The organism is Brevundimonas sp. (genome assembly GCF_031082345.1).
Lineage (GTDB): Bacteria > Pseudomonadota > Alphaproteobacteria > Caulobacterales > Caulobacteraceae > Brevundimonas.
Genome location: NZ_JAVHLH010000005.1, coordinates 825 through 27,642, shown reverse-complemented (window position 1 = coordinate 27,642; position 26,818 = coordinate 825). Strand labels below are relative to the sequence as shown.

Annotated in this window: 27 protein-coding genes, 1 tRNA gene and 1 pseudogene; 16 read left to right on the top strand and 13 right to left on the bottom strand. The window is 69.0% G+C overall.

What is annotated here, in order from left to right; all coding sequences use genetic code 11:
• From RDU12_RS00820 to RDU12_RS00805, 4 genes are all read right to left on the bottom strand, one after another.
• The coding region (locus tag RDU12_RS00820; RefSeq protein ID WP_308683958.1) for a pitrilysin family protein at positions 1–2,232 on the bottom strand (2,232 nt) is incomplete at its 3' end.
• Between the two features lie 90 nt (positions 2,233–2,322).
• A complete protein-coding gene (locus tag RDU12_RS00815) occupies positions 2,323–3,210 on the bottom strand; it encodes a hydrogen peroxide-inducible genes activator (protein ID WP_300289240.1) in 888 nt (295 codons plus the stop codon).
• A gap of 100 nt (positions 3,211–3,310) precedes the next feature.
• The gene (gene katG / locus RDU12_RS00810) at positions 3,311–5,554 is read right to left on the bottom strand and encodes a catalase/peroxidase HPI (protein ID WP_300289238.1); all 2,244 of its coding nucleotides are present in this window, start codon (positions 5,552–5,554) and stop codon (positions 3,311–3,313) included.
• A 91-nt stretch (positions 5,555–5,645) separates the two neighbouring features.
• A complete protein-coding gene (locus RDU12_RS00805) occupies positions 5,646–6,446 on the bottom strand; it encodes an EcsC family protein (RefSeq protein ID WP_300289237.1) in 801 nt (266 codons plus the stop codon).
• 117 nt (positions 6,447–6,563) lie between these two features.
• Here RDU12_RS00805 and mdh point away from each other — a divergent pair, with 117 nt between their 5' ends.
• Together mdh and gyrB are read left to right on the top strand one after the other, a co-directional pair.
• Entirely contained in the window at positions 6,564–7,526 is a 963-nt protein-coding gene (mdh, locus tag RDU12_RS00800; RefSeq protein WP_300289236.1) for a malate dehydrogenase, read from the top strand.
• A gap of 230 nt (positions 7,527–7,756) precedes the next feature.
• Positions 7,757–10,195: a DNA topoisomerase (ATP-hydrolyzing) subunit B gene (gene gyrB / locus RDU12_RS00795; protein ID WP_300289235.1), complete on the top strand. Its 2,439-nt coding sequence runs from the start codon at positions 7,757–7,759 to the stop codon at positions 10,193–10,195.
• 64 nt (positions 10,196–10,259) lie between these two features.
• Here the strand turns inward: gyrB and RDU12_RS15850 are convergent, their stop codons facing one another.
• The 4 genes and pseudogenes from RDU12_RS15850 to RDU12_RS00785 form a co-directional block, all read right to left on the bottom strand.
• A complete protein-coding gene (locus RDU12_RS15850; protein WP_374990173.1) occupies positions 10,260–10,463 on the bottom strand; it encodes a sugar transferase in 204 nt (67 codons plus the stop codon).
• Between the two features lie 38 nt (positions 10,464–10,501).
• Positions 10,502–10,834, bottom strand: a pseudogene (locus tag RDU12_RS15845) (sugar transferase); the annotation flags it as partial.
• A complete protein-coding gene (locus RDU12_RS00790) occupies positions 10,831–11,484 on the bottom strand; it encodes a class I SAM-dependent methyltransferase (RefSeq protein WP_300289233.1) in 654 nt (217 codons plus the stop codon). The gene RDU12_RS00790 and the pseudogene RDU12_RS15845, both read right to left, overlap by 4 nt.
• A gap of 194 nt (positions 11,485–11,678) precedes the next feature.
• Positions 11,679–12,113, bottom strand: a complete 435-nt coding sequence (locus RDU12_RS00785) for a surface-adhesin E family protein (protein ID WP_300289231.1) — start codon at positions 12,111–12,113, stop codon at positions 11,679–11,681.
• A 288-nt stretch (positions 12,114–12,401) separates the two neighbouring features.
• On the opposite strand from RDU12_RS00785, the gene RDU12_RS00780 reads away from it, so the two are divergent.
• Both RDU12_RS00780 and RDU12_RS00775 read left to right on the top strand, forming a co-directional pair.
• Positions 12,402–13,703, top strand: a complete 1,302-nt coding sequence (locus tag RDU12_RS00780) for a site-specific integrase (RefSeq protein WP_300289230.1) — start codon at positions 12,402–12,404, stop codon at positions 13,701–13,703.
• Between the two features lie 661 nt (positions 13,704–14,364).
• Positions 14,365–14,685 (top strand): hypothetical protein, encoded by a 321-nt coding sequence (locus RDU12_RS00775; protein ID WP_300289229.1) that lies wholly within the window; start codon positions 14,365–14,367, stop codon positions 14,683–14,685.
• A gap of 130 nt (positions 14,686–14,815) precedes the next feature.
• Here RDU12_RS00775 and RDU12_RS00770 read toward each other — a convergent pair whose 3' ends face one another.
• Positions 14,816–15,265: a hypothetical protein gene (locus RDU12_RS00770; RefSeq protein ID WP_300289228.1), complete on the bottom strand. Its 450-nt coding sequence runs from the start codon at positions 15,263–15,265 to the stop codon at positions 14,816–14,818.
• 79 nt (positions 15,266–15,344) lie between these two features.
• Entirely contained in the window at positions 15,345–15,617 is a 273-nt protein-coding gene (locus RDU12_RS00765) for a hypothetical protein (RefSeq protein WP_300289227.1), read from the bottom strand.
• Between RDU12_RS00765 and RDU12_RS00760 the strand changes: the two genes are divergently transcribed.
• The 8 genes from RDU12_RS00760 to RDU12_RS00725 all read left to right on the top strand — a co-directional run bounded on the left by RDU12_RS00760 (position 15,617) and on the right by RDU12_RS00725 (position 21,193).
• Positions 15,617–15,958 (top strand): helix-turn-helix domain-containing protein, encoded by a 342-nt coding sequence (locus tag RDU12_RS00760; protein ID WP_300289225.1) that lies wholly within the window; start codon positions 15,617–15,619, stop codon positions 15,956–15,958. The genes RDU12_RS00765 and RDU12_RS00760 overlap by 1 nt on opposite strands.
• Entirely contained in the window at positions 15,955–16,599 is a 645-nt protein-coding gene (locus tag RDU12_RS00755; RefSeq protein WP_300289224.1) for a hypothetical protein, read from the top strand. Before RDU12_RS00760 ends, RDU12_RS00755 begins: the two co-directional genes overlap by 4 nt.
• Positions 16,600–16,747: 148 nt before the next feature.
• Positions 16,748–16,960 (top strand): AlpA family transcriptional regulator, encoded by a 213-nt coding sequence (locus RDU12_RS00750; RefSeq protein ID WP_300289223.1) that lies wholly within the window; start codon positions 16,748–16,750, stop codon positions 16,958–16,960.
• Positions 16,957–17,838: a hypothetical protein gene (locus RDU12_RS00745; RefSeq protein ID WP_300289222.1), complete on the top strand. Its 882-nt coding sequence runs from the start codon at positions 16,957–16,959 to the stop codon at positions 17,836–17,838. Before RDU12_RS00750 ends, RDU12_RS00745 begins: the two co-directional genes overlap by 4 nt.
• Entirely contained in the window at positions 17,823–18,095 is a 273-nt protein-coding gene (locus tag RDU12_RS00740) for a hypothetical protein (RefSeq protein WP_300289221.1), read from the top strand. The genes RDU12_RS00745 and RDU12_RS00740 overlap by 16 nt, the downstream gene beginning before the upstream one ends.
• The gene (locus RDU12_RS00735) at positions 18,092–18,403 is read left to right on the top strand and encodes a hypothetical protein (RefSeq protein WP_300289220.1); all 312 of its coding nucleotides are present in this window, start codon (positions 18,092–18,094) and stop codon (positions 18,401–18,403) included. Before RDU12_RS00740 ends, RDU12_RS00735 begins: the two co-directional genes overlap by 4 nt.
• An 8-nt stretch (positions 18,404–18,411) precedes the next feature.
• Complete coding sequence (locus tag RDU12_RS00730; RefSeq protein ID WP_300289219.1) at positions 18,412–18,747, top strand: hypothetical protein; 336 nt, start codon at positions 18,412–18,414, stop codon at positions 18,745–18,747.
• A 64-nt stretch (positions 18,748–18,811) separates the two neighbouring features.
• Positions 18,812–21,193 carry a DUF927 domain-containing protein gene (locus tag RDU12_RS00725; protein WP_300289218.1) on the top strand — a complete coding sequence of 794 codons (2,382 nt, stop codon included), beginning with the start codon at positions 18,812–18,814 and terminating at the stop codon, positions 21,191–21,193.
• Positions 21,194–21,596: 403 nt separating this feature from the next.
• Here RDU12_RS00725 and RDU12_RS00720 read toward each other — a convergent pair.
• Positions 21,597–21,673: transfer RNA gene (locus tag RDU12_RS00720), tRNA-Arg, on the bottom strand.
• Between the two features lie 131 nt (positions 21,674–21,804).
• Between RDU12_RS00720 and RDU12_RS00715 the strand changes: the two genes are divergently transcribed.
• A complete protein-coding gene (locus RDU12_RS00715) occupies positions 21,805–23,091 on the top strand; it encodes a hypothetical protein (protein WP_300289217.1) in 1,287 nt (428 codons plus the stop codon).
• Between the two features lie 9 nt (positions 23,092–23,100).
• Here the strand turns inward: RDU12_RS00715 and RDU12_RS00710 are convergent, their stop codons facing one another.
• Positions 23,101–23,883: an SDR family oxidoreductase gene (locus tag RDU12_RS00710; protein WP_300289216.1), complete on the bottom strand. Its 783-nt coding sequence runs from the start codon at positions 23,881–23,883 to the stop codon at positions 23,101–23,103.
• Positions 23,880–24,191 (bottom strand): 4a-hydroxytetrahydrobiopterin dehydratase, encoded by a 312-nt coding sequence (locus RDU12_RS00705; protein WP_300289215.1) that lies wholly within the window; start codon positions 24,189–24,191, stop codon positions 23,880–23,882. Before RDU12_RS00705 ends, RDU12_RS00710 begins: the two co-directional genes overlap by 4 nt.
• Before the next feature lie 136 nt (positions 24,192–24,327).
• On the opposite strand from RDU12_RS00705, the gene RDU12_RS00700 reads away from it, so the two are divergent.
• The 3 genes from RDU12_RS00700 to RDU12_RS00690 form a co-directional block, all read left to right on the top strand.
• A complete protein-coding gene (locus RDU12_RS00700; RefSeq protein ID WP_300289214.1) occupies positions 24,328–25,035 on the top strand; it encodes a Crp/Fnr family transcriptional regulator in 708 nt (235 codons plus the stop codon).
• A gap of 70 nt (positions 25,036–25,105) precedes the next feature.
• Positions 25,106–25,891, top strand: coding sequence for a class I SAM-dependent methyltransferase (locus RDU12_RS00695; protein WP_300289213.1), 786 nt, complete (start codon positions 25,106–25,108; stop codon positions 25,889–25,891).
• A partial coding sequence (locus tag RDU12_RS00690) for an AarF/UbiB family protein (RefSeq protein ID WP_308683957.1) occupies positions 25,879–26,818 on the top strand: 940 nt, incomplete at its 3' end. The genes RDU12_RS00695 and RDU12_RS00690, both read left to right, overlap by 13 nt.

Below are 26,818 nucleotides of genomic sequence, written 5' to 3'. Positions count from 1 at the left end.
GCCGGACGGATCGGCCACGCGGCTCGCAACCGCGCCGTCGCCGCGCCAGTCGCCGAACGCCTGTTCCGCCAGGGCGCGGGCGTGTTCCGGCGTGATCGCGCCCGAGAAGACCAGGGTGGCGCCGTCCGGCGCGAAACGGGCGCGGTGGAAATTCACCACGTCCTCGCGGGTCAGCCGCGGCACCGAGGTCACCGTGCCCGAGCTTGGCGCGCCGTAGGGCGCGTCGCCGTAGATCACCCGACCGACGGATTGCGAGGCGATCTGGCCCGGCTGGCTCAGGGCCACGCGCAGGCCGTCCAGCGTCTGCGACTGCTGGCGCTCCAGTTCGTCGGCGGCGAAGGCCGGATTGCGGACCACGTCGGCCATCAGGGCCAGGGTCTGCGGGAAGACGTCGGCGGGCGCATTGGCGTAGATGTTGGTGAAGTCCACGCCGGCCCCGGCGCCGACACTGGCGCCCAGGCCCTCGATCTCGGCGGCGATCTCCGGCGCGGTGCGGGTGGCGGTGCCTTGGGTCAGCAGGCCGGCGGTCATGGTCGCCAGGCCGGGAAGCGCGCCGTCGTCGCGCGTGCCGGCGTCGAAGCTGAGCCGGGCCGACACCAGCGGCACGCCCTCGGTCGGCGCCACCAGCACCCGCAGCCCGTTGGCGAGGCGGAAGTCGGCGACGGCGGGCGTCGCGGGGGAAACCTCGGGTCCCGGAGCCGGAATGGCGGCGCGCTCGCCCTCGGGCAGCAGAACGGTCGGCTCGCCCACCGGCGCCAGATCGGCCACCTTGACCGGAGCGTCGACGTTCTTGTTCGGCTCGGTCGGCGGATGCGCCTCGTCGGCGGGCAGATAGCGCATGGTGATCATGCGCTGTTCCGACAGATAGCGCCGGGCCACCCGCTGCACGTCCGCGGCGGTGACCGCCTTGAGGGCGGCGACCTCGCGGTCGGCGGCGGCGGCCTCGCCGTCCCACATCAGGGCGAAGCCGAGCGCATTGGCCCGGTCGTCGACGCCCTCGCGTCCGCGCAGCAGATCGGCGACCAGCTCGTTCCTGGCCTCGGCCAGTTCGGCCTCGGTGACCGGCTCGTCGCGGAAGCGGGCCACTTCGGCGCGCAGCGCGGCGACGCCCTCCTCCGGCGTCTTGCCGTCGGCCATGATGGCGTAGGCGGTCAGGTTGCCGGCCTGGTTTGCGAAATCGGGGCTGGAGCTGGCCTGGGCCGCGATCTGCTGTTCGTAGACCAGCGAGCGGTACAGACGGCTGCTCTCGCCGGTGGACAGGATGCCGTCCAGCACCGTCAGGGCGGCGCGGTCCGGATCGCCGTAGGGCACGGTGGGCCAGGCCAGCATCACCGCCGGCAGCGGCACATTGGCGCCGTAGAAGGTCGCCTCGCGGGGGCCGGTCGGCTCGGGCTCGACCACGTTGTTGGCGGGAAGCGGGGCGGCCGGATTGGTCAGGCCGGCGAAATACTGCGCGATCCAGCCGTCCAGCTTCGCCTGGTCGAAATTGCCGGCCACGATCAGCACGGCGTTGTCGGGCCGGTAGTAGGTCGCGTGGAACCGGCGGACATCGTCGATGGTGGCCGCGTTCAGCTCCTCGATCGAGCCGATGCCGGGGCGGCGGTAGGGGTGGTTCTGATAGATCGTCTGGGGCGCGAACAGGCCGAAGAAGCGGTTGTAGGGATTGGCCAGATAGCTCTGGCGGTATTCCTCCTTCACCACGTCCCGCTCCGAGGCGAAGACATCGGCGTCGACCACCAGAGAGCCCATGCGGTCGGCCTCGGCGAACAGCAGCCGCTCCAGGTGGTTCGCCGGCACCACCTCATAGTAGTTGGTGAAGTCGTCCCAGGTGGAGGCGTTGTTGAAGCCGCCGACATCCTCGGTGAGCCGGTCGAAGGTCTCGGTCGGCATGTTCTCGGTCGATTTGAACATCAGGTGTTCGAACAGGTGGGCGAAGCCGGACCGCCCGGCCGGATCGTCCTTGGAGCCGACGCGGTACCAGACCTGGACGGTGACGTTCGAGGTCGAGGCGTCCCTCAGGGTGTAGACCTTCAGTCCGTTCGGCAGCACGCACTCGCGGAATCCCAACGGCGGGACCTCGCCGGTCGCAACCGGGGCCGCGGCGGGCGCGGGGAGGCAGGTCAGGGCCTGCGCGGCGGCGGTTTCCGCGCGCGGCGCATCGGCGACGGCGAAGGACGGAACGCCAGCCAGGAGGGCCGAGACGGCGACGGTCAGGATCAGGCGGGACTTCATGGGGGAGGGCTCCGGACGCCCGCACGGACGGGCGAGGCGACCCTATCAGGGCGAAAATCCGGCGCACCTTACGGAGTCGTAATGCGACGTTCAGTCGATCCGCAGCGCCTCGGCCAGCAGTTTCGCCTCGGCCGCGCGGCTGGAGCCAGTGCGCCAGGCGACGACGATCTCGCGGCGCGGGGCCCTGGCCGAGATGTGGCGCACGACCACGCCGGGCATGTCGGCCAGACCCGCTCGCACCGCCATCTCCGGCAGGAAGCTGACGCCGAGACCCGACGACACCATCTGGACGAGGGTATGCAGCGAGGTGGCGGCGAACACGTCCTCGCCCTTCGGCGGGTCGATGTCGAAGGCGGCCAGGGCCTGGTCGCGCAGGCAGTGTCCGTCCTCGAGCAGGATCAGGTCCTCGGCCTTCAGCGACCCCGGCGGGATCGGGCCTGCGCCCGCCAGGACGTGGCCGACAGGGGCCGCCGCCAGAATCTCGTCGTCGCCGATGCGGGCGTGATCGATGCCCTGGGCCGAGTAGGGCAGGGCGATCACGGCGGCGTCCAGCTGGCCCGCCTTCAGCGCCGCCACCAGCCGAGGCGTCAGGTCCTCGCGAATGAACAGGCGCAGCGCGGGATAGGCCGTTTTCAGCGACGGCAGTTTGGCCGGCAGGAGGAAGGGCGCCACCGTCGGGATCACGCCGAGCCGAAACCGCCCGGACAGGGGCTTGCCCGCATTCTTGGCCGCCTCGACCAAGTCCTCGGTGCGGGCCAGCACGTCCTCCGCCCGCTTGACCGCCTCGGCGCCGACCGCGGTCAGCTGGACATTGCCGCGCGTCCGCTCGACCACCGGCGCGCCCAGAATCTTCTCCAGTTCCTGCACGCCCGCCGACAGGGCGGGCTGGCTGACGTGGGCCGCCTCGGCCGCGCGGCTGAACGAGGCGTGTTCCGCGAGGAGCTTGAGGTACTGGAGCTGTCGGAGCGTGGGGAGCATCCGGCCGACATAGGTCGTCTCTATGCCGAAAGCCATCGCTATCCACGACTCCTATGCGTCGTCCCTTCGCGACCCGGGGGCCGCGAAGGGGGAAGCAGGCCTAGACGTTCGCGGCGCCGAACTCTTCGTCCAGGGTCACGTCGAACCGGTCGGCGTTCATGACCTGGGTCCAGGCCGCCACGAAGTCACGGACGAATTTCTCGCCCGCATCGGCCGAGGCGTAGACTTCTGACAGCGCCCGCAGCTGTGAGTTGGAGCCGAACACCAGATCGGTGCGGGTGGCGGTCCAGCGCTTTTCGCCGCTGATGCGGTCGGTGCCGACGAAGGTCTCGTCGCCGCTGTCGTCGACCTGTTTCCAGGCGGTCCGCATGTCCAGCAGATTGACGAAGAAGTCGTTGGTCAGCTGACCCGGTCGGTCGGTGAAGACCCCGTGTTTCGAGTCGCCGTGGTTGATCCCGAGCACGCGCAGCCCGGCGACCAGCACCGCCATCTGCGGCGCGGTCAGGCCCAGCAGCTGGGCCCGGTCGATCAGCAGCTCCTCGGTCGGGACGTTGTAGCGAACGCCCAGATAGTTGCGGAAGCCGTCCGCCTTGGGCTCCAGCACCGCGAAGCCCTCGACGTCGGTCTGCTCCGGGCCGGCGTCGGTGCGGCCCGGGGTGAAGGGGACCTCGACCGCATGGCCGGCCGCCTTCGCCGCCTGCTCGATGCCGACGCCGCCGCCCAGCACGATCAGGTCGGCGATCGAGACGTTCAGGCCCGAGTCGGCCTTGATCCGCTCATAGGCTTGGAGGACCTTCGACAGCTTGGCCGGCTCGTTGACGTCCCAGCTGCGCTGCGGCTCCAGCCGCAGGCGGCCGCCGTTGGCGCCGCCGCGATGGTCCGAGCCGCGATAGGTGGCCGCGGCGGCCCAAGCGGTCCGGACCAGTTCCGCGGTCGACAAACCCGCCGAGCTGATCCGGTCCTTCAGCGCCCGGATGTCTGCGGCGGCGAGCCGCGGTCCCTGATGCGCCGGGATCGGGTCCTGCCAGATCAAGTCTTCCTGCGGCACTTCCGGCCCGAGGTAGCGAGCCTTGGGCCCCATGTCGCGGTGGCACAACTTGAACCAGGCGCGGGCGAAGGCGTCGCCGAAATAGGCCGGGTCAGCGCGGAATTTCTCCATCACCTTGCGGTATTCCGGGTCGATCTTCATCGCCATGTCGGCGGTGGTCATCATCGTCGGCACGCGCTTGCCCGGCGTGTGGGCGGCGGGGGCGAGGGTCTCCGGCGGGTTGCCCACGGGCTGCCACTGCTTGGCCCCGGCGGGGCTTCGGACCAGCTCGTACTCATGGTCCAGCAACATGTCGAAATAGTCCATGTCCCAGGTGGTCGGCGTGGGCGTCCAGGCCCCCTCGATCCCCGAGGTGATGGTGTCGTCGCCGATCCCGCTTCCATGACCGGAGATCCAGCCCAGGCCTTGCTGGGCGATGTCGGCGCCTTCCGGGCTGACCCCGACCAGCTTGGCGTCGCCGGCGCCGTGGGCCTTGCCGAAGGTGTGGCCGCCCGCGGTCAGGGCCACCGTCTCCTCGTCGTTCATCCCCATGCGGGCGAAGGTCTCGCGGATGTCGCGCGCCGACTGCAGCGCGTCCGGCACGCCGCCGGGGCCTTCGGGGTTCACATAGATCAGACCCATCTGGATCGCCGCCAAGGGGCTCTCCAGCGCCATCTCCTTGTCAGGCTGGATGCGGGTCTCGTTGCCCTCCTCGCCGACCCATTTCTCCTCGGTGCCCCAGTAGACGTCCTTCTCGGGCTCCCACACGTCCGCGCGCCCGCCGCCGAAGCCGAACACCGGCCCGCCCATGCTCTCGATGGCGACATTGCCGGCCAGGATCATCAGGTCGGCCCACGACAGGTTGGCCCCGTATTTCTGCTTGATCGGCCACAGCAGGCGGCGCGCCTTGTCGAGGTTGCCGTTGTCCGGCCAGCTGTTCAGCGGCGCGAACCGCTGCTGGCCTGAATTGGCGCCGCCGCGCCCGTCGCCGGTGCGATAGGTGCCGGCCGAGTGCCAGGCCATGCGGATGAAGAAGGGTCCGTAGTGGCCATAGTCCGCCGGCCACCACGGCTGGCTGTCGGTCATCAGGGCGTGCAGGTCGCGCTTGACCGCGGCGTAGTCCAGCTTCTTGAACGCCTCGGCGTAGTTGAAGCCGTCGCCCATCGGATCGCCGGTCCGGCCGTGCTGATGGAGGATGTCGATGGCGAGCGAGTTGGGCCACCAGTCGCGGTTGGTTCGCCCGAGCAGGGACCGCAGCGCGGCCTTTTCCTTCTTCGGATCGTTGAGGGGCGAAGGGCCGCCGGCGTTTCCGTCCATGATATCCTCCCGGGTGTTCTGTTTGCGGCAGCCTATGCCCGAGTCAGACCGAAGGAAAATCAATAAACTTTGTCGTCGGGAACAATGAAAGTTATCGGGGTCCCTGCCGCGGCGGGCCATCCGTTTCGGCGAACCACCGCATGCGGCAGGCCATCATCGTCGTCTCGCCGAGCCGTTCGACCAGCCGCCAGTTGACCACGGCCCCGATCGGCGCGCCGACCACCGGGATCAGCTGGGCCAGCTTGGCCAGGTCGATATAGTCCCGGTACTCGATCTGGAACCGCCGCCAGTCGTATTCGGTGATCGCCTCCGGCTGGTCGACCCCGGCGATCCAGCGCTCCAGTTCCGCCAGGGCCTCGGGTCGGCGCCGGGCGCTGGCGAAGGCGAGGTGGAAGATGTGCAGCAGAAACAGCCGCTCCCTCACCGTATCGCCGCCCCAGCCATAGGCGCCGACCACGTCGCCCATCATCCGCACCTTGATCGCCATCAGGGCCGGAAAGTCGGCCGCCGCCAGCATGAAGCCGCCGGCCCCCGTGACCCCGCCCTCGACGCTCGCCGTGTTGCGATAGGTCCTGATCATGGCCCTGGCCCGCAACTCCCGCGCCGCCAGCGATCCATCAGCCCGGGGCCGGGTCTGGATCAGGTCCGAGCCGAACAGGATTCCCTTCGTCATCGCCTCGACGCCCGAGGTGACGATGGCGTGGACCTTCTCCGGGATGATGCGGTTTATGCGGTCCTGGGTCCCCCGCGTCGCCTTGTCCCACAGGCCGGGCCGTTTCAGCACCCGCGCCCGCCAGGCCTCGACCTCGGCGCGCACCGTCGTCTCGTCCACGACGGTGATCAGGTCGGACGGGGTGTCTTTGGGGGCGACGATTTCAGGCAGGCTGGCCATGGCGGTTCCTGGGGCCTCCGTTACGCGGCGTCACGGTTGCAGGCCCGCGCGCGGGGGTCTAGACCCCCGCCCGACAGCGATATCGCATCGCACACCTTCCTCCCGGAGACGACACCTATGGCTCGCGCGAAGATCGCCCTCATCGGCGCCGGCATGATCGGCGGCACCCTGGCCCACGTGGCCGCGCGCGAAGCGCTGGGCGACATCATCCTGTTCGACATCGCCGAGGGCACGCCCCAGGGCAAGGCGCTGGACATCGCCGAGGCCACCGCCGTGATCGGGACCGACGTGGCCCTGAAGGGCGCCAACAACTACGCCGACATCGCCGGCGCCGACGTCTGCATCGTCACCGCCGGCGTGCCGCGCAAGCCGGGCATGAGCCGCGACGACCTGATCGGCATCAACCTCAAGGTCATGAAGGCCGTCGGCGAGGGCATCAAGGCGCACGCCCCCAACGCCTTCGTCATCTGCATCACCAACCCGCTCGACGCCATGGTCTGGGCCCTGCAGAAATTCTCGGGACTGCCGAAGGAGAAGGTCGTCGGCATGGCCGGCGTGCTCGACTCGGCCCGTTTCGCCTATTTCCTCGCCGAGAAGACCGGGGTGTCCATTCAGGACATCAACGCCTGGACGCTGGGCGGCCACGGCGACGACATGGTGCCGATGGTGCGCCACTCGACCGTCGGCGGCCTGCCCCTGCCCGACGCGGTCAAGGCCGGCTTCCTGTCGCAGGCCGAGCTGGACGCCATCGTCGATCGCACCCGCAAGGGCGGCGGCGAGATCGTCGCCCTGCTCAAGACCGGCTCGGCCTTCTACGCCCCGGCCGAGAGCGCCATCGCCATGGCCCGCTCCTACCTGCTGGACCAGAAGCGCGTCCTGCCCTGCGCCGTCTGGCTGTCGGGCGAATACGGCCTCAAGGATCTCTACGTCGGCGTCCCGGCCCTGATCGGCGCCGGCGGCGTCGAGAAGGTGATCGAGTTCACCACCAACGACGACGAGAAGGCCATGTTCAAGAAGTCGGTCGAGTCGGTCCAGGGCCTGATCCAGGCCTGCAAGGACATCGACGGCTCGCTGGCCTGACGTCTGGCCGCGGCGGCTATCGAAGCCGCCGCGGACCCCGGCCGGACCGGGTTCGTCGACACCGCTTCCCGGCCCCGGGACAGCGTCGGTTTCGCTCGCAATTCTCCCCGAAAATCCTATATCTTGTCGGTTCCGGCGCGGATCAGATTCGTGGCCCGGAAACTGATGATTCCGGGCGGCCCCAGCGCCGCCCTTTCCGGCCCGAACCGGGCGATGATCCGACCGAATATATGACCGACCAGACCCCGACCGCGCGCAACGTCGACACCGCCGAAGAGGCCGCCTACGGCGCCGATTCCATCAAGGTCCTCAAGGGCCTGGACGCGGTCCGCAAACGGCCCGGCATGTATATCGGCGACACCGACGACGGCTCGGGCCTGCACCACATGGTCTATGAGGTGGTCGACAACGCCATCGACGAGGCCCTCGCCGGCCACGCCGACCTGGTGCAGGTCATCCTCAACGCCGACGGCTCGGTCACCGTCACCGACAACGGTCGCGGCATCCCCACCGACATCCACGAGGGCGAGGGCGTCTCGGCGGCCGAGGTCATCATGACCCAGCTGCACGCCGGCGGTAAGTTCGACCAGAATTCCTACAAGGTCTCGGGCGGCCTGCACGGCGTCGGCGTCTCCGTCGTCAACGCCCTGTCCGACTGGCTGAACCTGGTCATCTACCGCAACGGCAAGCGCCACGAGATGCGGTTCGAGCGCGGCGACACGGTCGAGAGCCTGAAGGTCACCGGCGACGCCCCGATGCGCGACAACGGCAAGGTCCTGTCCGGCACCGAGCTGACCTTCTACCCCTCGGTCACCACCTTCTCGCACATCGACTTCGACCTGAAGACGCTGGAGCATCGCCTGCGCGAGCTGGCCTTCCTGAACTCGGGCGTGGTCATCAAACTGCGCGACGATCGCGGGGCCGAGCCGTTCGAGGAGGTCCTGCACTATGAGGGCGGGGTCGAGGCCTTCGTGCGCCACCTGGACAAGTCCAAGACGCCGATCCTCAAGGACGTCATCGTCATCCGCGGCAAGAAGGAGGGGATCGAGATCGACCTCGCCCTGTGGTGGAACGACAGCTACCACGAGACCATGCTGTGCTTCACCAACAACATCCCCCAGCGGGATGGGGGCACCCACCTGTCGGCCTTCCGCGCCAGCCTGACGCGGGTCATGGGCAGCTATATCGACGCCGCCGGCGCGGCCAAGAAGGAGAAGGTCTCGGTCTCGGGCGAGGACGCCCGCGAGGGCCTGACCTGCGTCCTGTCGGTCAAGGTGCCCGATCCGAAATTCAGCTCCCAGACCAAGGACAAGCTGGTCTCGTCCGAGGTTCGTCCGGCCGTCGAGGGCCTGTGCTCGGAAGGCCTGTCGACCTGGTTCGAGGAACACCCGGTCGAGGCCAGGATGGTGGTGGCCAAGATCGTCGAGGCCGCCGCCGCCCGCGAGGCCGCCCGCAAGGCCCGCGACCTGACCCGGCGCAAGACGGCGATGGAGATCAGCTCCCTGCCCGGCAAGCTGGCCGACTGTCAGGAACGCGATCCGGCCAAGTCCGAACTGTTCATCGTCGAGGGCGACTCCGCCGGCGGCTCGGCCAAACAGGCCCGCAATCGCGAGAACCAGGCCGTGCTGCCGCTGCGGGGCAAGATCCTCAATGTCGAGCGGGCCCGCTTCGATCGCATGCTGTCGTCCGACCTGATCGGCACGCTGATCCTGGCGCTGGGCACCGGCATCGGCCGGGACGACTTCAACGCCGACAAGCTGCGCTACCACAAGATCATTCTGATGGCCGACGCCGACGTCGACGGCGCCCACATCCGGACCCTGCTGCTGACCTTCTTCTACCGGCAGATGCCCGAGCTGATCGAGCGCGGTCATGTCTACATCGCCCAGCCGCCGCTCTACAAAGTCTCCAAGGGCAAGCAGTCGCGCTACCTGAAGGACCAGGCGGAGATGGACTCCTACCTGATCGAGGAAGGCTCCGCCGAAGCGGAGCTGGACCTGCCGAACGGCGAGCGCCGCACCGGCCTGGACCTGCAGGCGCTGGTGCGCGAGGCCAAGGCCTTCAAGGCCGGGGTCGATCGTCTGTCGCAGCGCGCGCCGGCCTTCGCGGTTGAGCAGGCGGCGCTCGCGGGCCTGTTCGACGAGGACGCCGCTGATCCGTCGAAGGCGGCCGCCCGCCTGAACCTCTACGCCGAGGAAGGCGACGGCGACTGGACCGGTTCGCCGGGCGCCCAGGGGGCCGTGGTGTTCGAGCGCGTTCGCCGCGCCGTCACCGAGCGCATCGTGCTGGAAGAGGCCCTGATCCGGTCGCTGGACGCCCGCCGCCTGGCCGAGCGTTCGGCCGCCTTCGAAGGCCTGTTCGACAAGCCGGCCGTCTACCGGCGCAAGGACAAGACCGTGACCATCCGAGGTCCGCTGGACCTGCTGGAGGCGGTTCTGGAGGCCGGCAAGAAGGGCATCGCCATCCAGCGCTACAAGGGTCTGGGCGAGATGAACCCCGAGCAGCTGTGGGAGACCACGCTGGACGCCAACGCCCGCACCCTGCTGAAGGTGTCGGTCGAGCACCAGGAGGACGCCTCGGACCTTTTCGCCAAACTGATGGGCGACGTGGTCGAGCCCCGCCGCGAGTTCATCCAGGCCAACGCCCTGGACGCCGCCGTCGACGCCTGACCGGGTCTATGGACGCCCGGCGTCCGGCGCCGTGCGCCACATCACCGCCAGAGGGCCGTGGCGACTACCTGCCGGCGCCGGACAGCAGGACCGGGACCGTCTTCGCCACGATGAGCAGGTCCAGCCACGGGGACAGACGGGCCAGATAGTAGCGGTCCAGAGCCAGCTTGAGCGCCGCCTGATCGACGCCGGTGACGTGCCCCTGATTGACCTGGGCCCAGCCGGTAACGCCCGGCAGGACGACGTGGCGGTCGTGATAGCCCGGCAGGCTGGCGGCATAGAGGGCGGAAAGGGCCTGGCCTCGGGGCGCGGCCCGATCCAGCTCATCTCGCCGCGGATGATGTTCAGCACCTGCGGCAGTTCGTCGATACGGTATCGGCGCAGGCCCTGGCCCACGGGCGTGATCCGGCTTTCGTCATGCCCCGCCCCGCTGTCGGCCCCGACCCTCATGGTGCGGAATTTGAACATACAGAACGGCCGACCGTGCCGCCCCACGCGCGCCTGACAGAAGATCGCGGGGCCGGCGGAGGTGGAGCGGATCAGGGCCGCGATCATGAGGAGGGCGGGAAGGAGCGCGAGCGCCACGGCCAGCGCCGTTGTCAGGTCGAGCGCCCGCTTCGCTGCCGCGTACCCGTTCATGACTGCGCCGGCCGGGTGTAGCGGAACACGATCTGCGTGTGCAGCGGCTCCGGCAGGATGCGGTGCAGGAGGTTGAACGCCTTGGCCACGGCGTCGATGCCGAAGTGGTAGGCCGACGGCCCGGAGGCGCGCAGGAAGTAGGACAGGGCGCCGAACGCGCGCTCCAGATCCCTGCGGGTGTTCATCCGGTAGCGCGTCGGAAAGGTGTCTTCCGCCAGCTTGCCCGGCTGAACGAGCTTCAGCACGGCGACGTGGAGCGGATTCGGAACGATGCTCGCGGCCACCGCGACGTAGCCGTATTTGTTCGGGGTGATGGCGAGAATGGTTCCGCCGGGCGCCAGAATGCGCCGCAGTTCGGCCGAGACCGTTTCCGGGCATTCGACGTGCTCCAGCACATAGCGGCAGACGATCAGGTCGAATGAGCCGTCGTCGTACGGGAGCGGCGCGCCAAGGGCGACGACCTCGGCGCGGTGCAGGAGCGGGTTGGCCAGCACGGCGGAGTCCACGTCGCAACCGACGACGGTGTTGTGGGGGGTTCTCAAGTCGATGCCGTGGAGGCCGCGCCCGGCGCCGAAGTCGAGGACTCGGCTCGCCGTCGCCGCCAGTTCGAGAGCGGCTGCTTCATAGATGCGGTCTGGATCAGGCGCCATCGTCATCCTTCGGCCCCTCCCGAGCCGAGCGCCGCGTTTAACCCCTCCTGCCCGCGCAATGCGTGGGTGATTTTCCCCACGGTCTGCGGGTGCATTCCCGCCGGCGCCCGCATCCGCGACCGTGCCTGTCATGGCCAGCCCGTCCCTGCCCCGCCGCGACTATCGCACCCTCGACGCCGTTGTGCTGACCGGGTCTATGGCCGCCCGGCGTCTATGAAGGCCTGGATCGACGGCCAGTGCGGCGGCACCGCGCGCGCGCCGTCGCAGGCGATTTCCTTCAGATAGTTGGGCATGGTGTCCCGCCGCAGCGGCTCCCATTCGGCGTCGTCTTCCGGAAACTGGCCGACCTCGCTCCCGTCCGGCCCGAACTCGACGACGCCGGCGGTGCGCCACTCGTCCGCCTCGCAACGAAACTGGAAGGTCTCGACCGAGTGGCTCAGGTCGCCGGACTCGCCGGCCCGAGGCACGGTGGCGACCTTGATCGAGGTGATCCCGCCCTCGATTGTGATGCTGTCCGAGTCGGCCATGAAGGCGTTGTTGGCGCTTCGCGAAAACGCCTGCCATGTCTCGGCCGCGGCCGGTCCCCCCAGTGCGAACACGACGACGCCAAGCCAAACGGCGATTTTCATTGTGACCTCCCCAGATCAGCGCCGACATGATGCGCTACGCCGGGCGCTTGGCAAGGGGTCTGCGTCGGTGAGGGAGAGGAAGTGGCGCACCCGAGAGGATTCGAACCTCTGACCCCTGCCTTCGGAGGGCAGGGGTTTCGCTTATCAGGGCTTCCACACAGATCATTACATTTCACCTTAGCTACTGTGTTTTATTGTAAAAATGAACTATGGTGATAGGTGGTGAAAAGCGGCGAGCGCCGTGATTCACATTGCCGTGCTGTAACGGTGCTGGAATGGAGGTCCGCCATGGCGAGCGGCCGGCGGGTGGAACGGATCACGAAGCGGACCGTCGACGGCGCGAAGCCGGGCGAGCGGCTCTATCGGCTCTGGGATACGGACCTGAAAGGGTTCGGGGTGAGGGTCACGCCTGGCGGGGTGAAGAGCTACATCGTCGCCTACCGGCCCAATGGCGGCGGGCGTTCCGTCAGCCAACAGGAATTCACCATCGCTCGCCATGGCGTCCTGACCCCGGATGAGGCGAGGGAGGAAGCCGCCAAGATCCTGGCGACGGTCCGGCATGGTGGAGATCCTCAGGCCGCGCGGTCGGCGTCGCGGAAGGAGCTGACAATTTCCGAGCTGTGCAATCTCTACCTGGCCGAGGGCGTTGCAACGAAGAAGGCCAGCACCCTGGCGACCGACCGGGTTCGCATTGAGCGCCATATCAAACCCCTGCTGGGCCGGAAGCTGATCTCGGCCGTGACGGACGCCGACGTTGAGCGGTTCATTCGCGACGTGGCGGCCGGCAAGACGGCGGTTGACCGGAAGCCGACCCGGGTCGAGGCCAAGGGCCGGAAGGTCGAGACGCGGAAGCGGACCGATCCGGTCGCGCGCGGGGGTCGGGGCGCCGCGACGCGGACAGCCGGGCTGCTGGGCGGCATCTTCACGTTCGCGGTGAAGCGAAAGCTCCTGACCACAAACCCGGTCACGGGCGTCAAGCGGTTCAGGGACGGGGAATCGCAACGCTTCCTGAGCGCGGCCGAGCTGGGCCGCCTCGGGAGCGCCCTCGCCAATCTGGACGCCAACCGCAAGGCCCTGGCGATCATCCGTCTCCTGGTGCTGACCGGCGCCCGGCGGGGCGAGATCGAAGCGCTCCGCTGGTCCGAGGTCGATATGGACCGGGGATGCCTGCGCCTCGGAGACTCCAAGACCGGGGCGAAAGTCATTCCCCTCGGCCCGCCCGCCCTGGTCGTGCTCGAGGGCGTCGATCGGGAGAAGGGCTCCCCCTTCGTCTTCCCGGCCACGGGCCGACCCAAGAAGCATTTCATCGGGACGGCCAAGGTCTGGAATAAGGCGCGCCAGCTGGCCGGTCTGGAAGACGTCCGGATCCATGATCTGCGCCACACCTATGCCAGCCTTGCGGCCAGCGGCGGGCAGTCCCTGCCTCTGATCGGGAAGCTGCTGGGCCATCGCGACGTGAAGACGACGGCGCGTTACGCACACCTGGCCGACGATCCTGTCCAGGCCGCCGCCGACCGCACGGCCGAGAGCGCTTCGGCGGCTCTGGCCGGCACGGTCGGCGAGGTGGTTCCCTTCCGCCGCCAGCACTGATCCCCGCGCGTTTGGGGGCGGGGGGAGGCCACACTCGCGCGCTGTGGGGGGCGAAGCCATGGACCTTGGCCGCGCCGTCGATTTCCGATCCGTGCGCCTCGGCCCTGCGCCAGTCCGGTGTCATCCATGCGCCGCACGGATCGCAGGGCCGAGCCGCGACAGGTGGGGACTGTGGGGACCGGTGGGGACGGCCTCTCTATCTGTCTGTTTTCTCTTCTCTCTCTCCCGGGTCGGGGCGGTTCCCACCGCTCGCGCGATGTGGGGACGGGTGGGAACTGCCCGGGCGGACCGGAAATTGGAATGTTTCACCTCCTGGGCCACGGGCCGAGGGCGGCCGGCGGGGGCGCTCGGGTCCTTCCGGGGGGGTCGAAACGTATACGGTCGGGCAGGGCGCGGGGCCGAAAAAATCAATGAAATACAGTAGCATAGCACGGATCGGCTGGCTTTCGCACGGATCTGGCGGGAGGCCGCCCAAGGTGCGAAATGGGGCATAATCTTCCAAGAGAGGGTCAAATTTCGCGCGCGAGTGTGGCCCTCTCCACCCCCGGATCGGGTGGCGGGTGTCTCGACCATCGACACCCGGACAGCTTGTGCAAACGGCGTTCGATGCGCCGGGAAGGCGTGGGAGGGAAATCAATGAAGGAGATCAATCCTGGCGGCCGTGGCCGTCGCGCTGGCGGCTGCCGCTGTCTCGGGCTGCGCCACCCGCGCCAGCGGCGTTGCGCCCGTCGCGATCGCGGCGACTGACTATTCCAACATGCCGTGCCCGACCGCCCGGGAACGGCTGGTGATGATCCGGGAACAGGTCAACGCCCTGTCGCGTAAGCAGAACAACGCCGCCCTTGCCGACACGGCGGGCGTCGTCCTGCTTCTCCTGCCGGTCGGCTCGATTTTCGGCGCCAATGTCGAGGGCGAGCTGGCGCAGGCCAAGGGTGAGCAAGCCGCCCTGGAACGGCACATCGTCAATGACTGTGGGGGCTAGGGCCTCGCTCGCGTAGCGCTCGCCCGCCTAGGTGCGCACGGCGTTCGCATCGCCAGCTGCGACCGCATGTCGACAAGAAAGCCCGCCGGCGGAACCGGCGGGCTTTGGTCGATGGCCGTAGGATCGGCGGTCAGACGCCGGGCGTGCCGGCCAGCTGCTCGAGGTCGCGCTGGAAGCGCTTCGCGGCGCGGAAGAACGCCTCCGGATCCATGACGTCTCCTTCCTCTGTCAGGTGCGAGGCCAGGAGTACGCCATGCTTGAGGGCGGCATCCCGGACGCTGGTAGGGGCGAGGCGCTCGATCCGCGCGGCGACGGCTTCCTGCGCCGACATCGCTCGCTTCCAGGCGGCCTGGACCTCGGGCAGGCCGAGGCGGCGATGCAGGGCTTCCAGATCCGCGGTGGGCGCGCGGGCGCCGGGGCAGGCGGAGACGGCGCGGCTCTGAAGGTCAAGCTCGATCTCCATCAACCGATCGGACTCGGCCCGGAGGGCCATGAACTGCGCCGCCGCCTGGGCGAGGTCGGTTTCCGCGACCTCCCCTGCAGGCGCGGGAGAGGTCGGGGCGTAGGCGAGAGCGACCATGGGGGTATCTCCATCGGGAACGGGACGGCCACCCTCAGCGGTGGTCGGGCCTTTCGGGGGAAAGGTCGGGTTCATCGGGTCAGCCTCCCACGCGAGCGGTCAAGTAGGCGGCGCTCGCCCGGCCGCCGACGAAGGCGGCGCGACCATAGCGGCGGGCGATCGGGCTTCTGGCGACCGGGCTGCGCCAGGCGGGCAAGGCCGGCTTCGTCGCCGTCAGGCGCTTCATGAAGCGCCACGCCCCGGCCAAGGCCTGGGCGAAGGTGTAGAGCCGATCACCGGCGAAGGCGGCGTCACGGTAGAGCCCCCAAGCCATGGTCATGACGTGGCGGCGGGTTTCGTTGGCGGTGGTCATTGAGCAATCTCCTAAACGTCAAAATATATGACGTTCTGCTTAGGAGCTTGTCAATCGGTACGTCAAAATATATGACGCTAGGCCGTAACACGGGGACCGACATGATAACCATCCACGCCTCGAGGGCGGCCCGGGGACTTCTGGGCTGGTCCCTGCAGGATCTGGCGGCCCGGACGGGCATCTCATACGAGACCCTTTCGCGATTTGAGAACGGCCGGCCGGTGAGGGACTCGAACGCCGCAAAGATCGTCGCTGCGTTTGAGGCCGAAGGCGTCGAACTCATCGCCGATGAGGAACGGACGGGCGCGGTCCTGGTGTTTGCTCGCCGGAGGGTCGAATGACCCTCTCACCTAGCTCTACGGTCAAGGACCTGAAGACCTTCCTCGCCGCCCTATGTGATCACTTAGAGATCGCGGACCTCAGCGTGCTGCACCAGGACACTGAGTGGCGGGCTATCATCGGCACGCGGTATGACCTCGGCCCTGACGGGAGACCGCTCGGCCCATATTTCGAACAGCCCGAGATCGACGGCATTTTTACCCTGGCCCTCGCCCATGCCGAGGAAATCGTCGCCTTCACGGCCATCGATCCGGCCCTTGCCGGCCGCGTCGATTCCGCATGCGAGCGCGCGTACGAGATGGGTCGGAGGCTGGCCTTGTTCGAGATCCATGACGGCCCCGATTCGATCTTTGACCTTGCTAACCGCGCCATTGCTGACCGAGACGCACGGGCTAGGGGGGCCGGGGAAACGAGGAAGATCAGGGCTGAGAACAAAGCACGGGACCTCGCCCATGCCACGGGTCTGGCTGAGAAGCTGGTGACTGACGGACCCCTGCCGATCGGTAAAACCAAGTGGACGCTCACGCTTTTGGCCGAGGAAGTAGGGTTCGGGTGGAAGCTGGATTCTCCCCGGCCATCAGCGGCGGTGATCCGCTCGATGCTCAAGGGCGTCACGGCAACTTGGATCGCTGGCATCAAATAGCGAAACGCTAGCGACCGGTCCTTCCGCGCTGGCTTTGTCCGCCGCTCCGCCGCCGTCGCGAGCGCCTGCGCTAGTGCCCATGGTCAACGATACGTGGATGGCTCCGAACCACGAAGCGCGACGCTTCGTCAAATATCGGAGCTTCCATATGGATACCCACGATCAATCCCTGCTGAGCGTCTCGGAGGCGTCCCGGCGTCTCGGCTTGTCGGTCGGCTACCTCAACAACCTGAGGGTCAAGGGCGGCGGCCCGGCCTTCGTGAAGACCGGCGCGAGGGTCACCTATGATCCGGCCGACTTGGCCGCATGGGTCGAGTCGAACAAGCGCCGTTCGACCTCGGATCAGGGAGCGTCCGCGTGACCCGGCGCGCTCAACCTGACACCGATGCGAACGGCGTGCGCAGCGACGTGCCGGCGGCGACCGACGCGCTCGCCACGGCCAAGGATCAGCTGGCCTCCCTTCGCCAGCGCCACCAACAGGCGGAGGCCGACCACGACGCCGCCGAAGCGGCGCTGAAGGCAGCCGGCGTCCAGATGGCCGGCGATCTTCCCGGGGCCGCCGAAGCCTATGAGACAGCATCGGCGGCGCTCACCCGATCCAAGGCGCTCCTGGACGGCTTCAACGCGACCGTCATTCCCGATGCCGAGGCCGCCGTGGTCGCCGCCGAAGAGCGGTTGCTTGAGGCCACCCGCGCCTATGCCGCCGACGTCGCCGAAGCCGAGTGCCTGGCCGCCGCCGCCCGCCTCGAGACCGAGTACCCGGAGTTGGTCGCGCGGTTCGAGGATCTGAAAGCGACCGTGGCCGCCGCCGACCACAAGCGGATGCTGGCGAACAAGGCGCTGCCGACCGGCCGCAATGAGATGGCGCCGATCGAGCACCGGGTGCGGGACATTCTGGCCTCGCCCGGCGGCGTCGTGGCCGAAGAGATCGTCAGCGTGTGGTGCTACGCAGGGACGTTGAGGCCCGTTGCAGAGGACCGGATTGATCAGATCATCGTCACCGGTCGCGACCGGGACACTGGCCAGAGCCACCACATCCTCCCGTCGCGCTCCGCTCGCGGGGGCGTCGGCAACAAGGTCGAGCTGCGTCGGTTGAAGAAACTGACCATCGGAGAGCGGACGCAGGCCGTCCGGAGCGCCCGCCTGTCGGATCTCGTGCTGCCGCCGTTGCGGCCGGAAGGCGAGAAGCCGCGCCTTCGGACGGAGCTCGTGGAGATCGACTCGTGCGCCGACGCCTAGCGAACGTCCCGCTGGCCGTGGCCGAGGATCCGGTGGAGCTGTGGGCCTATGTCGAGACCGGCGAGGCAGTGGCGACCAGGCGGCGAGGCGGGCGAGTCTCCAGCCTGCCCGATGGCCGTCACATCTTCACCGAACCTGACAGGCGCGGGCGCCGCGGTGTGTCGGCCGAGGTCGAGATCCGGCCGTTCCGGCGGATCATCTACCTGGTGGCGCAGGGCGAGCGGGTCGTGTGTTTCCGAAGGGACCTGCCCGCGTGACCGGTTCCGCCCGTATCGACTTCGGCCGGGTCAATGCCGCCGCCCTTCGCAACGCCGACGCCGTCGTCCGGGGCTTGCTCCCGGACGGCCGGCGCGACGGCGCGGAGTGGGTCGCTCGCAACCCTCGCCGGCCCGACCGCCGCCTCGGCAGTTTCAAGGTCAATCTGGTGACCGGGAAGTGGGGCGACTTCGCCCGCGACGATCGCGGCGGGGACCTGGTGAGCCTGGCCGCCTTCGTCGCCAACCTCGGCCAGCGTGAAGCGGCCATCCGCCTGGCCGAGAGCCTGGGCGTCAATCCATACACATAGGGCGTCCGATGCGACCCAGACTGAATTTCTCGCCCCGGCAGTCGAGGGCGGCCCGGGCGCTCCTGGATTGGGACGCCGCCCGGCTGGCGCAGCTGGCCGGACTCGAGGTCGAGGCCGTCGAACTATTCGAGGCCGGCGAAGGCGATCTCTCGGCCGCTGAGCACGAGGCGCTGTGTACCGCGATCTATGGCGACGGCTGGGGCGTCATCGCCATTCAGGAGTGCGATGGCGGCGAGGGCGTCCGCTTCGCCAAGCCCCGCGCCATGGCTGCGATGCTTCTCGATCGTCTGGGGCTCCGGCCCTCGGCGTCAGCCGTGGAAGGGCGTGGCCGTGGCGATTGGTGACGATCCCTTTTCGCGAGTGAAGGCCGAGGCTCAGGCCGGATCCGGCGATGCGAACGGCGGTCGCATGACAGCGCCGGCAGGACCTGGCGCAACCGTCCTGGTCGCCCCTCGGGACGCGCCGTCGCCGCCCGAAAAGCACGGCCGAAAGGGCGCGCCCTCCCAGCGCTGGGCCTATCTCGACACCGCCGGCAACCCGATCGGCTTCGCCTGTCGCTTCGACACCCCGGACGGCAAGGAAGTCCTGCCCCTGACCCTGTGGCAGGACGGGTCCGGTCTCCGTTGGCACTGGAAGGCCTTCTCGGATCCCCGGCCGCTCTATGGCCTGGACCGGCTTGCGCGAGATCTCGGGGCGCCGGTGATGGTGGTCGAGGGGGAGAAGACAGCCGACGCCGCTCAGCTGCGCTTCCCGGCCTTTGCGGTCGTCACCTGGCCGGGCGGTTCGAAGGCCACGGCCAAGGTCGATTGGTCTCCGTTGCAGGGGCGCGACGTGATCGTTTTTCCCGATGCGGACGGGCCCGGCCGGAAGGCGGCGGAAGACGTCAGGCGCCGCGCCAGCGCCGCCGGCGCCGCGACCATCGCCGTGGTCGAGGTCCCGGCCTTCGTCGCGGACGGATGGGATCTGGCCGACGACTGGCAGCCCGGATTCGGCGCGGTCGAGGTCACTGCAGCAATCGAGGCGGCGCGGATCGCCGCCGTCGTCGGAGGGATCGAGCTGCCCTATGGCTACAAGCTCGACGGCAACGGCCTGTGGAGCGAGAACCCGGGCAAGGATGGCCAGAAGACCTACACCCACCTGTCCGACGCCTTCGAGGTCGTCGGGGAGGCGCGGGATCCGGACGGCGGCGGCTGGGCCGTGGTGGTGCGGTTCAAGGATCGCGATGGCCGGGAGAAGACGGAGATCGTCGCGCGCGGGGCGTTGTGTTCGGAGCCCGGTTCAATCCGCGCCCGGCTGGCGAGCGAGGGCCTGTTCATCCACCCCGCCAAGGGCCGCGCCGACCGCTTCACCGCTTTCCTGGCCGAGGTGAAGTGCGGCCGGCGGCTCACCCTGGTCAATGCGACGGGCTGGGCGCCGGGTGATCGTTTCGTCCTGCCCTCGCGGGTGGTCGGCCCGCCCGGATCGGAGCCGGTGATGTTCACGGGCGATGCCGGGGCGCTCCACTACAAGTCCGCCGGCAGCCTGGCCGAATGGCAGGAATTGATCGCGGCCCGCGCCACCGGCAACAGCCTGTTGCTGCTGGCCTTGTCGATCGGCTTCGCCGGGCCGTTGCTCCGCCCCCTGGGTCTCGAGGGCGGCGGCTTCCATTTCCGGGGCGGATCCTCGAGCGGAAAGACGACGCTGGGGCTGGCCGCCGGATCCATCTGGGGCGGCGGCGGGCCGCTGGGGGCGGCTCACTCCTGGCGCGCCACCGCGAACGCCCTCGAGATGATCGCCTACGGCCATTCCGAAACACTGCTGGTCCTGGATGAGCTGGCGCTGGTCGCCCCGGAGGAAGCCGGCCAGGCCGCCTATGCCTTGGCGACCGGTCAGGGCAAGGCGAGATCGAAAACGGACGGCCAGCTCCGCAAGCGTTCGGAGTGGCGGGCGATCATGCTGTCCACCGGCGAGATCGGGCTCGCCGACCATATCCGGGCAAGCCGGCGCGGCGATCGGGCGATGGCGGGTCAGGAGCTTCGCCTTCTGGACATCGCGGCCGACGGCGGCAAGGGCATGGGCGTGTGGGAGGCGCTGCACGGCCTGGAAGGGGCGGCGCAGCTGTCGGACGCCACGAAGGCGGCGACCACTCGCCACTACGGCCACGCCGGGCCCGCCTTCGTTGAGCGCTTCGTCGCCGATGCGGCAGACGCCAAGGCGATGGCGGCCGACATCATGCGCGGCTTCATGGAGATGGCGAAGCAGCCGGAAGACCATGGCCAGGTGCACCGCGCGGCCCTTCGTTTCGCCCTGGTCGCCGCCGCCGGCGAGATGGCCGCCGCCTTCGGCATCGTCCCGTGGGATGAAGGCGAGGCTTCCGACGCGGCCCTGACGCTCTTCAACCGCTGGGCCGCCGCGTTCGGCCGGTCCGCGCCGCGCGAGGAACGCGACGTGCTGAAGACCCTGAGGGGCGCGCTCGAGCAACACCAGGCGCGGTTTGGAAACCTGGCCGAGGAGAAGGGCCTGGATTGGGAAGAGCCCGTCAGCGACCGGGCGGGCGAGGCGCGAGCCATGTCGACCCTGGGCCTGCGGCACATCACGGGGCCGAGCACCTATTATCTCGTGCACGAAAATGGCTGGGCCGAGATCTTCCGTGGTTACGATCTGCGGTTCGCCGCTCAGACCATCTGTGACGCTGGATTCCTCGAGCGCGGGGACGGCCGGCATCTGAAAAAGCAGAAGAAGGTAGGCGGCCAGAATAGGCGGTTCTACTGGATCAAGGCGGAGCTGCTCGAGGCGGACCTTGACGACTGAGGCGCTCGCGGCGGCCATCCGGAACGCTCGCCAGCGATGGTCCGGGGCGCGGTCCCCACAGACGGCCGGGTGGGAACCTGACTCGCCGGAGGTGGGTACGGGAAATTGCGTTGTTCGCCAGCGGGTTGGCGGCGGCGTCCCCACAGTCCCCACAGTTCCCACCTCTCAGGAGAAGGGTCGGACGATGCGAACGCCGTGCGCACACGTCGCGGCCTGGTATGAGTGGGTCGAGCGGGCCGCCATTTTCGAGTTTGAGGGCGGCTTGGATCGGGCCTCGGCCGAACGCCTCGCGTCGGCCGACTTTCGTCGCCGTGCTGGAAATGTGCTGTAACGGCCCCGATTGACTTTCCTGTGCCCGCCGCGACTCGGGCACATAACCATCTGCAATATCAGGGAAAAGCGGTGGCGCACCCGAGAGGATTCGAACCTCTGACCCCTGCCTTCGGAGGGCAGTACTCTATCCAGCTGAGCTACGGGTGCGTCTGGCGGCGAAAGCCGGGACGAAGGGCCTTACAGCAGGACCGCCGCGCCCTCAATCCCGAATGCGCAGCGGCTTGGCGAGCGCCGCCGCAACGCCTAGCCTGCGCCCGCTCACCGATGGGAGGTCCCGAATGCGCACGATCCTGATCAGCCTGCTGTGCCTGCTGGGGGCCTGCGCCACGGCGCCGGCCACGACGCCAGACGCGTCCGGCGACAGCCTCGATCTGATCGCCCGCGACTATGTGGCGCTGATCCTCGAGATCGGCGAGCACGAGGAGGGCTATGTCGACGCCTACTACGGGCCGCCCGAATGGGCCGCCGCGGCCGAGGCCAACCCGCGCGCCGTGCCGCAACTGATCCAGGGCGCCGCGACCCTGACCGGCCGGCTGAACGCCGTGTCGACGGACCGCGCCGATCCGGCGGCGGTCCAGCGAAAGGCCTATCTGCTGGCCCATGTGTCGGCGGCCGCCGCGCGGCTGCGCATGATTTCCGGCGAGACGATGAGCTTCGCCGACGAGGCCGAGGCCCTGTTCGGCGTTCGGCCGGAGCTGAGGCCGCTGGCCTCCTACGATCCGGTGCTGGCCGAGATCGACGCCCTGCTGCCGGGACCCGGACCGCTGGCCGACCGGGTGACGGAATTCAAATCCCACTACGTCATCCCGAAGGACCGCCTGCAGGTCGTCATGGACGCCGCCATCGCCGAATGCCGTCGCCGCACGGCCCGGCACATCGCTCTGCCCGCCAACGAGAATTTCACCCTCGCCTTCGTCGGCGACAAGCCGTGGTCCGGGTACAATTATTACCAGGGCGATGCGCAGTCGAAGATCGAGATCAACGCCGACTTTCCGATCTACACCGAGCGGGCGATCGATCTGGGCTGCCACGAGGGCTATCCCGGCCACCATGTCTACAACGCCCTGCTGGAGCAGACGTTCGTGCGCGAGCGCGGCTGGGTCGAGATGAGCGTCTATCCGCTGTTTTCGCCGATGTCGTTCGTGGCCGAGGGCAGCGCCAACTACGGCATCGACCTGGCCTTCCCGGACGACGAAGGCGTGGATTTCGAACGCGAGGTGCTGTTCCCGCTGGCCGGCCTCGATCCGTCGACGGCGGAGAAGAAGGCGCAGCTGCAGGCCCTGACGCGGCGCCTGGCGCGGGCCGAATACACCATCGCCGACGCCTATCTGGCCGGCCGGATCGATCGCGAGGCCGCCATCGATCAGCTGATGACCTACAGTCTCGCCGACCGCGCCAAGGCGACCCAGCGCCTGCGGTTCATCGAAACCTACCGCAGCTACATCATCAACTACGGCCTCGGCCGCGACGTGGTCCAGGCCTGGGTCGAGCGGCAGGGTCCGAACCGCTGGGACGCGATGGAGACCCTGCTCAGCAGTCAGATCCTGCCCGCCGATATCGACTGAGCGAGCCGCCTACTGGGCGAGCATGCCGCCGTCGATCTTGAACTCGGCGCCGGTGACGAATTTACTCTCGTCCGAGGCGAGATAGAGAGCGCAATACGCCACGTCGTCGGGCTCGCCGATGCGCTTGAGGGGGATGCCGCGGGCGAGCTTCTCGTGCGCCACGCCCTCGTCGCCGCCGGCCATGGCCACGAAGGGGTCGAGGATCGGCGTCTTGATGAAGACCGGGTGGACCGAGTTGCAGCGCACATTCCAGCCGCCCTTGGCCGCCTCCAGCGCGACGGTCTTGGTGTACATCCAGACGGCGGCCTTGGTGGCGTTGTAGGCCCCCATGCCCGGCGCGGCGGCGAGGCCGGCGACCGAGCTGATGTTGATGATCGAGCCGGCGCCCGAGGCGCGCAGGTGCGGCATGGCGTGCTTGCAGCCGAGCATGATCGACTCGACGTTGACGGCCTGGACGCGGCGCCAGTTCTCCAGCGTGTCCTGCTCGGCCCAGACCAGTTCGCCGCCGATGCCGGCGTTGTTGATCAGGATCGACAGCCCGCCCATGGCGGCGACGGCCTGATCGATGACCGAGATCCACTGCCCTTCGTCGGTGACGTCGTGGGCGAAGGCGAAAGCCATGCCCGGGCATTCGGCGTTGATCGCGTCGGCCAGCGCCTTCGCGCCGTCGAGGTTCATGTCGGTGACCGCGACCCTCGATCCCTCGCGCGCCAGCATCCACGCCATGGCCTGGCCCAGGCCGCCGGCGGCGCCGGTGATCAGGGCCGCCTTGCCGGCGACGCGGCCGCTCACGCCTTAGCTCCGAGGGCGTCGGCGGCCTCGTCGATGAAGCGGGCCATGTCGAGGTCGCGCCGGGTTACGCCGCCGGCGTCGTGCGTAGTCAGAACGACCTCGACGCGGTTGTAGACATTGAACCATTCCGGATGGTGGTCGACCTTGTCGGCCAGCAAGGCGACGCGGGTCATGAAGCCGAAGGCGGCGTTGAAATCGGGGAAGACCAGCTTCCGCTCGATGGCCGGCCGGTCGCCTTCACGGGCCCGCCATGACGGCAGGGCCTTCAGGACCTCGTCCCTGTCGAGCCGTTCGGTCATTTCGCTCATCCTCGTTCCGTATGCGATCCGCCCCAGAGCCGTATCGCGCGCGCCTCCGGGCCACAAGACGACGAATCCATCTCAGGAACGCAGTTCGAAGCTTGGGCGTTAACGAGCGTCGCCATTCGAACGCGGAGCCCTGGAAATGGACAATCTGTGGATCGCCGCGCTCGACCCCGCCGACCGAAAGCGGATCGAGCCGCACCTGCATGACAAGCCCTTCAGCCAGGGCCAGATGCTCTACGACGCCGGCGAGGCCGTGAATGAGGTCTGGTTCCCGATGAGCGGGGTGATCTCGCTGATGACCGTGGTCGACGGCGACCGGATGATCGAGACCGCCGCCATCGGCCGGGAGGGCCTGGTTGGCGTCACCTGCGGACCGATGAACGCGCGCGCCGCCAGCCGGGCCATCGCCCAGGTCGAGGGCGTGTCTGCCTGCTGCCCGGCGGAGGTGTTCGCCGAGGCGCTCAGCCATAGCGAAGGGATGCGGACGGCCCTGTCGAAATTCACCGAAAGCCTGTTCGCCCAGGTGCAGCAGGCGGCGGCCTGCAACGCCCAGCACCGGCTGGACGAGCGGCTGGCGCGATGGCTGCTGACCATCCACGACCGGGCCGACGCCGATCGTTTCGCCCTGACCCAGCTGGACATCGCGGGCATGCTCGGGGTCCGCCGCGCCACCGTGTCCGAGGTCGGCTCCGCGCTCGAGGACAGGGGGCTGATCCGGCGCGGACGCGGCTGGGTCGAGGTGCTGGACCGCAAGGCGCTGGAGGGCGCGGCCTGCGGCTGTTACGCCCTGATGCGCGGGGTGATGAAGGATCTCGGCGTGCCGCGGCCGAACGGCGGGCCCCACTGAGCCACCCCGGGCCGATCCTGCGGCCACGCGGACGGATGACGGGGCGGCGGGGACGCGCTAGACCGCCACAATGACCGATACGGCCGCCTCCGACGCCTCTTCCGGCAAGACCTCCTCCTTCGGCTTCCGCGATGTGGACGCGAAGGAGAAGGTCCAGCTGGTGCGCGGCGTGTTCGACAGCGTGGCTTCGAACTACGACCTGATGAACGACCTGATGAGCGCGGGCGTGCACCGGCTGTGGAAGGACGCGGCGGCGGCGAAGCTGAACCCGCGGCCGGGCGAGACCATCCTCGACGTGGCCGGCGGCACCGGCGACATGGCTCGGCGCTATGCCAGGATGGCGCGGGCGGCGCAGCAGCGGCGCGGGGGCGACGACGCCTCGGTGATCGTGCTGGACTACAACGCCGAGATGATCATGGCCGGGGTCCACAAGGGCGGCGAGCCGGAGATGTCGTGGAGCGTCGGCGACGCCATGGCCCTGCCGCTGCCGGACGCCTCGGTCGACGCCTATTCGATCAGCTTCGGCATCCGCAATGTGGCCGACATTCCGCAGGCGCTGGCGGAGGCGCGGCGGGTGCTCAAGCCCGGCGGGCGCTTCCTGTGCCTGGAGTTCTCGCGCCCGACGGCCTCGGCGCTGCGCAAGGCCTATGACGCCTGGTCGTTCCACGCCATTCCGAGGATTGGCGGCTGGGTGGCGGGAGACCGCGACAGCTACCAGTACCTCGTCGAGAGCATCCGCCGCTTCCCGGATCAGGCGACCTTCAAGGCCATGATCGAGGATGCCGGCTTCAGTCGGGTGACGGTGACCAATCTGTCGGGCGGCGTGGCGGCGATCCATCACGGGTGGGCGATCTGAGCCGCCGGATCGATCCCGCGACCCCGCCGCCGCCGCCCGCCACCGTGCCGGTGCGGCGGCCGGTGGACGCCTTCGTGCGCCTGCTCGGCTGGGGCTGGGTGCTGGTCCGGCACGACGCCCTCGTGCCGCGCGAGATCACGCCGTTGTTGCCGGTGTGGGTGCGCTGGCTGGCGCATCTGCTGCACGCCTTCGCCGGCAAGGAGGGCCGCGACGGCCGGCCGGGGCAGAGGCTGGGCAAGGCGTTCGAACATCTGGGGCCGGTGGCGATCAAGCTGGGCCAGGTGCTGGCCACGCGGGCCGACATCTTCGGGGTCGAGTTCGCCCGCGATCTGGGCCGGCTGAAGGACGCGCTGGAGCCCTTCCCGGTCGAACAGGCGCGGCGCGAGATCGAGCGCTCGCTGGGCCGGCCGGTCGAGAGCCTGTTCACCGATTTCGGCCCGCCGGTGGCGGCGGCGTCGCTGGCCCAAGCGCATCCGGCGTGGCTGGCCGACGGGCGCAAGGTGGCGGTCAAGGTGCTGCGGCCGGGAGTCGAGCGGCGCGTGGCCCAGGGGCTGGATTCGATGCGGCTGGCGGCGCGACTGGCGGTGCGCTTCGTGGCCCCGGCGCGGCGGCTGGAGCCCTCGGCCTTCGTCGAGACCATCGCCCGGGCGCTGCAGCTGGAGCTGGACATGCGGCTGGAGGCGGCGGCGGCGTCCGAGCTGAAGGACATCATGGACCGGGCCCGCGAGCGGGACGGCGGCCATATGACCGCGCCGGCGGTGGTCTGGGACGGGGTCGGCAAGCGGGTGCTGACGCTGGAGTGGGCCCCGGGCGTGGCCATGACCGATCCGGCCGCCGTCGACCAGCCCGGGCTGGACCGCAACGCCCTGGCCGATCACGTGGTGCAGGCCTTCCTGACCCAGGCGCTGGACTACGGGACGTTCCATG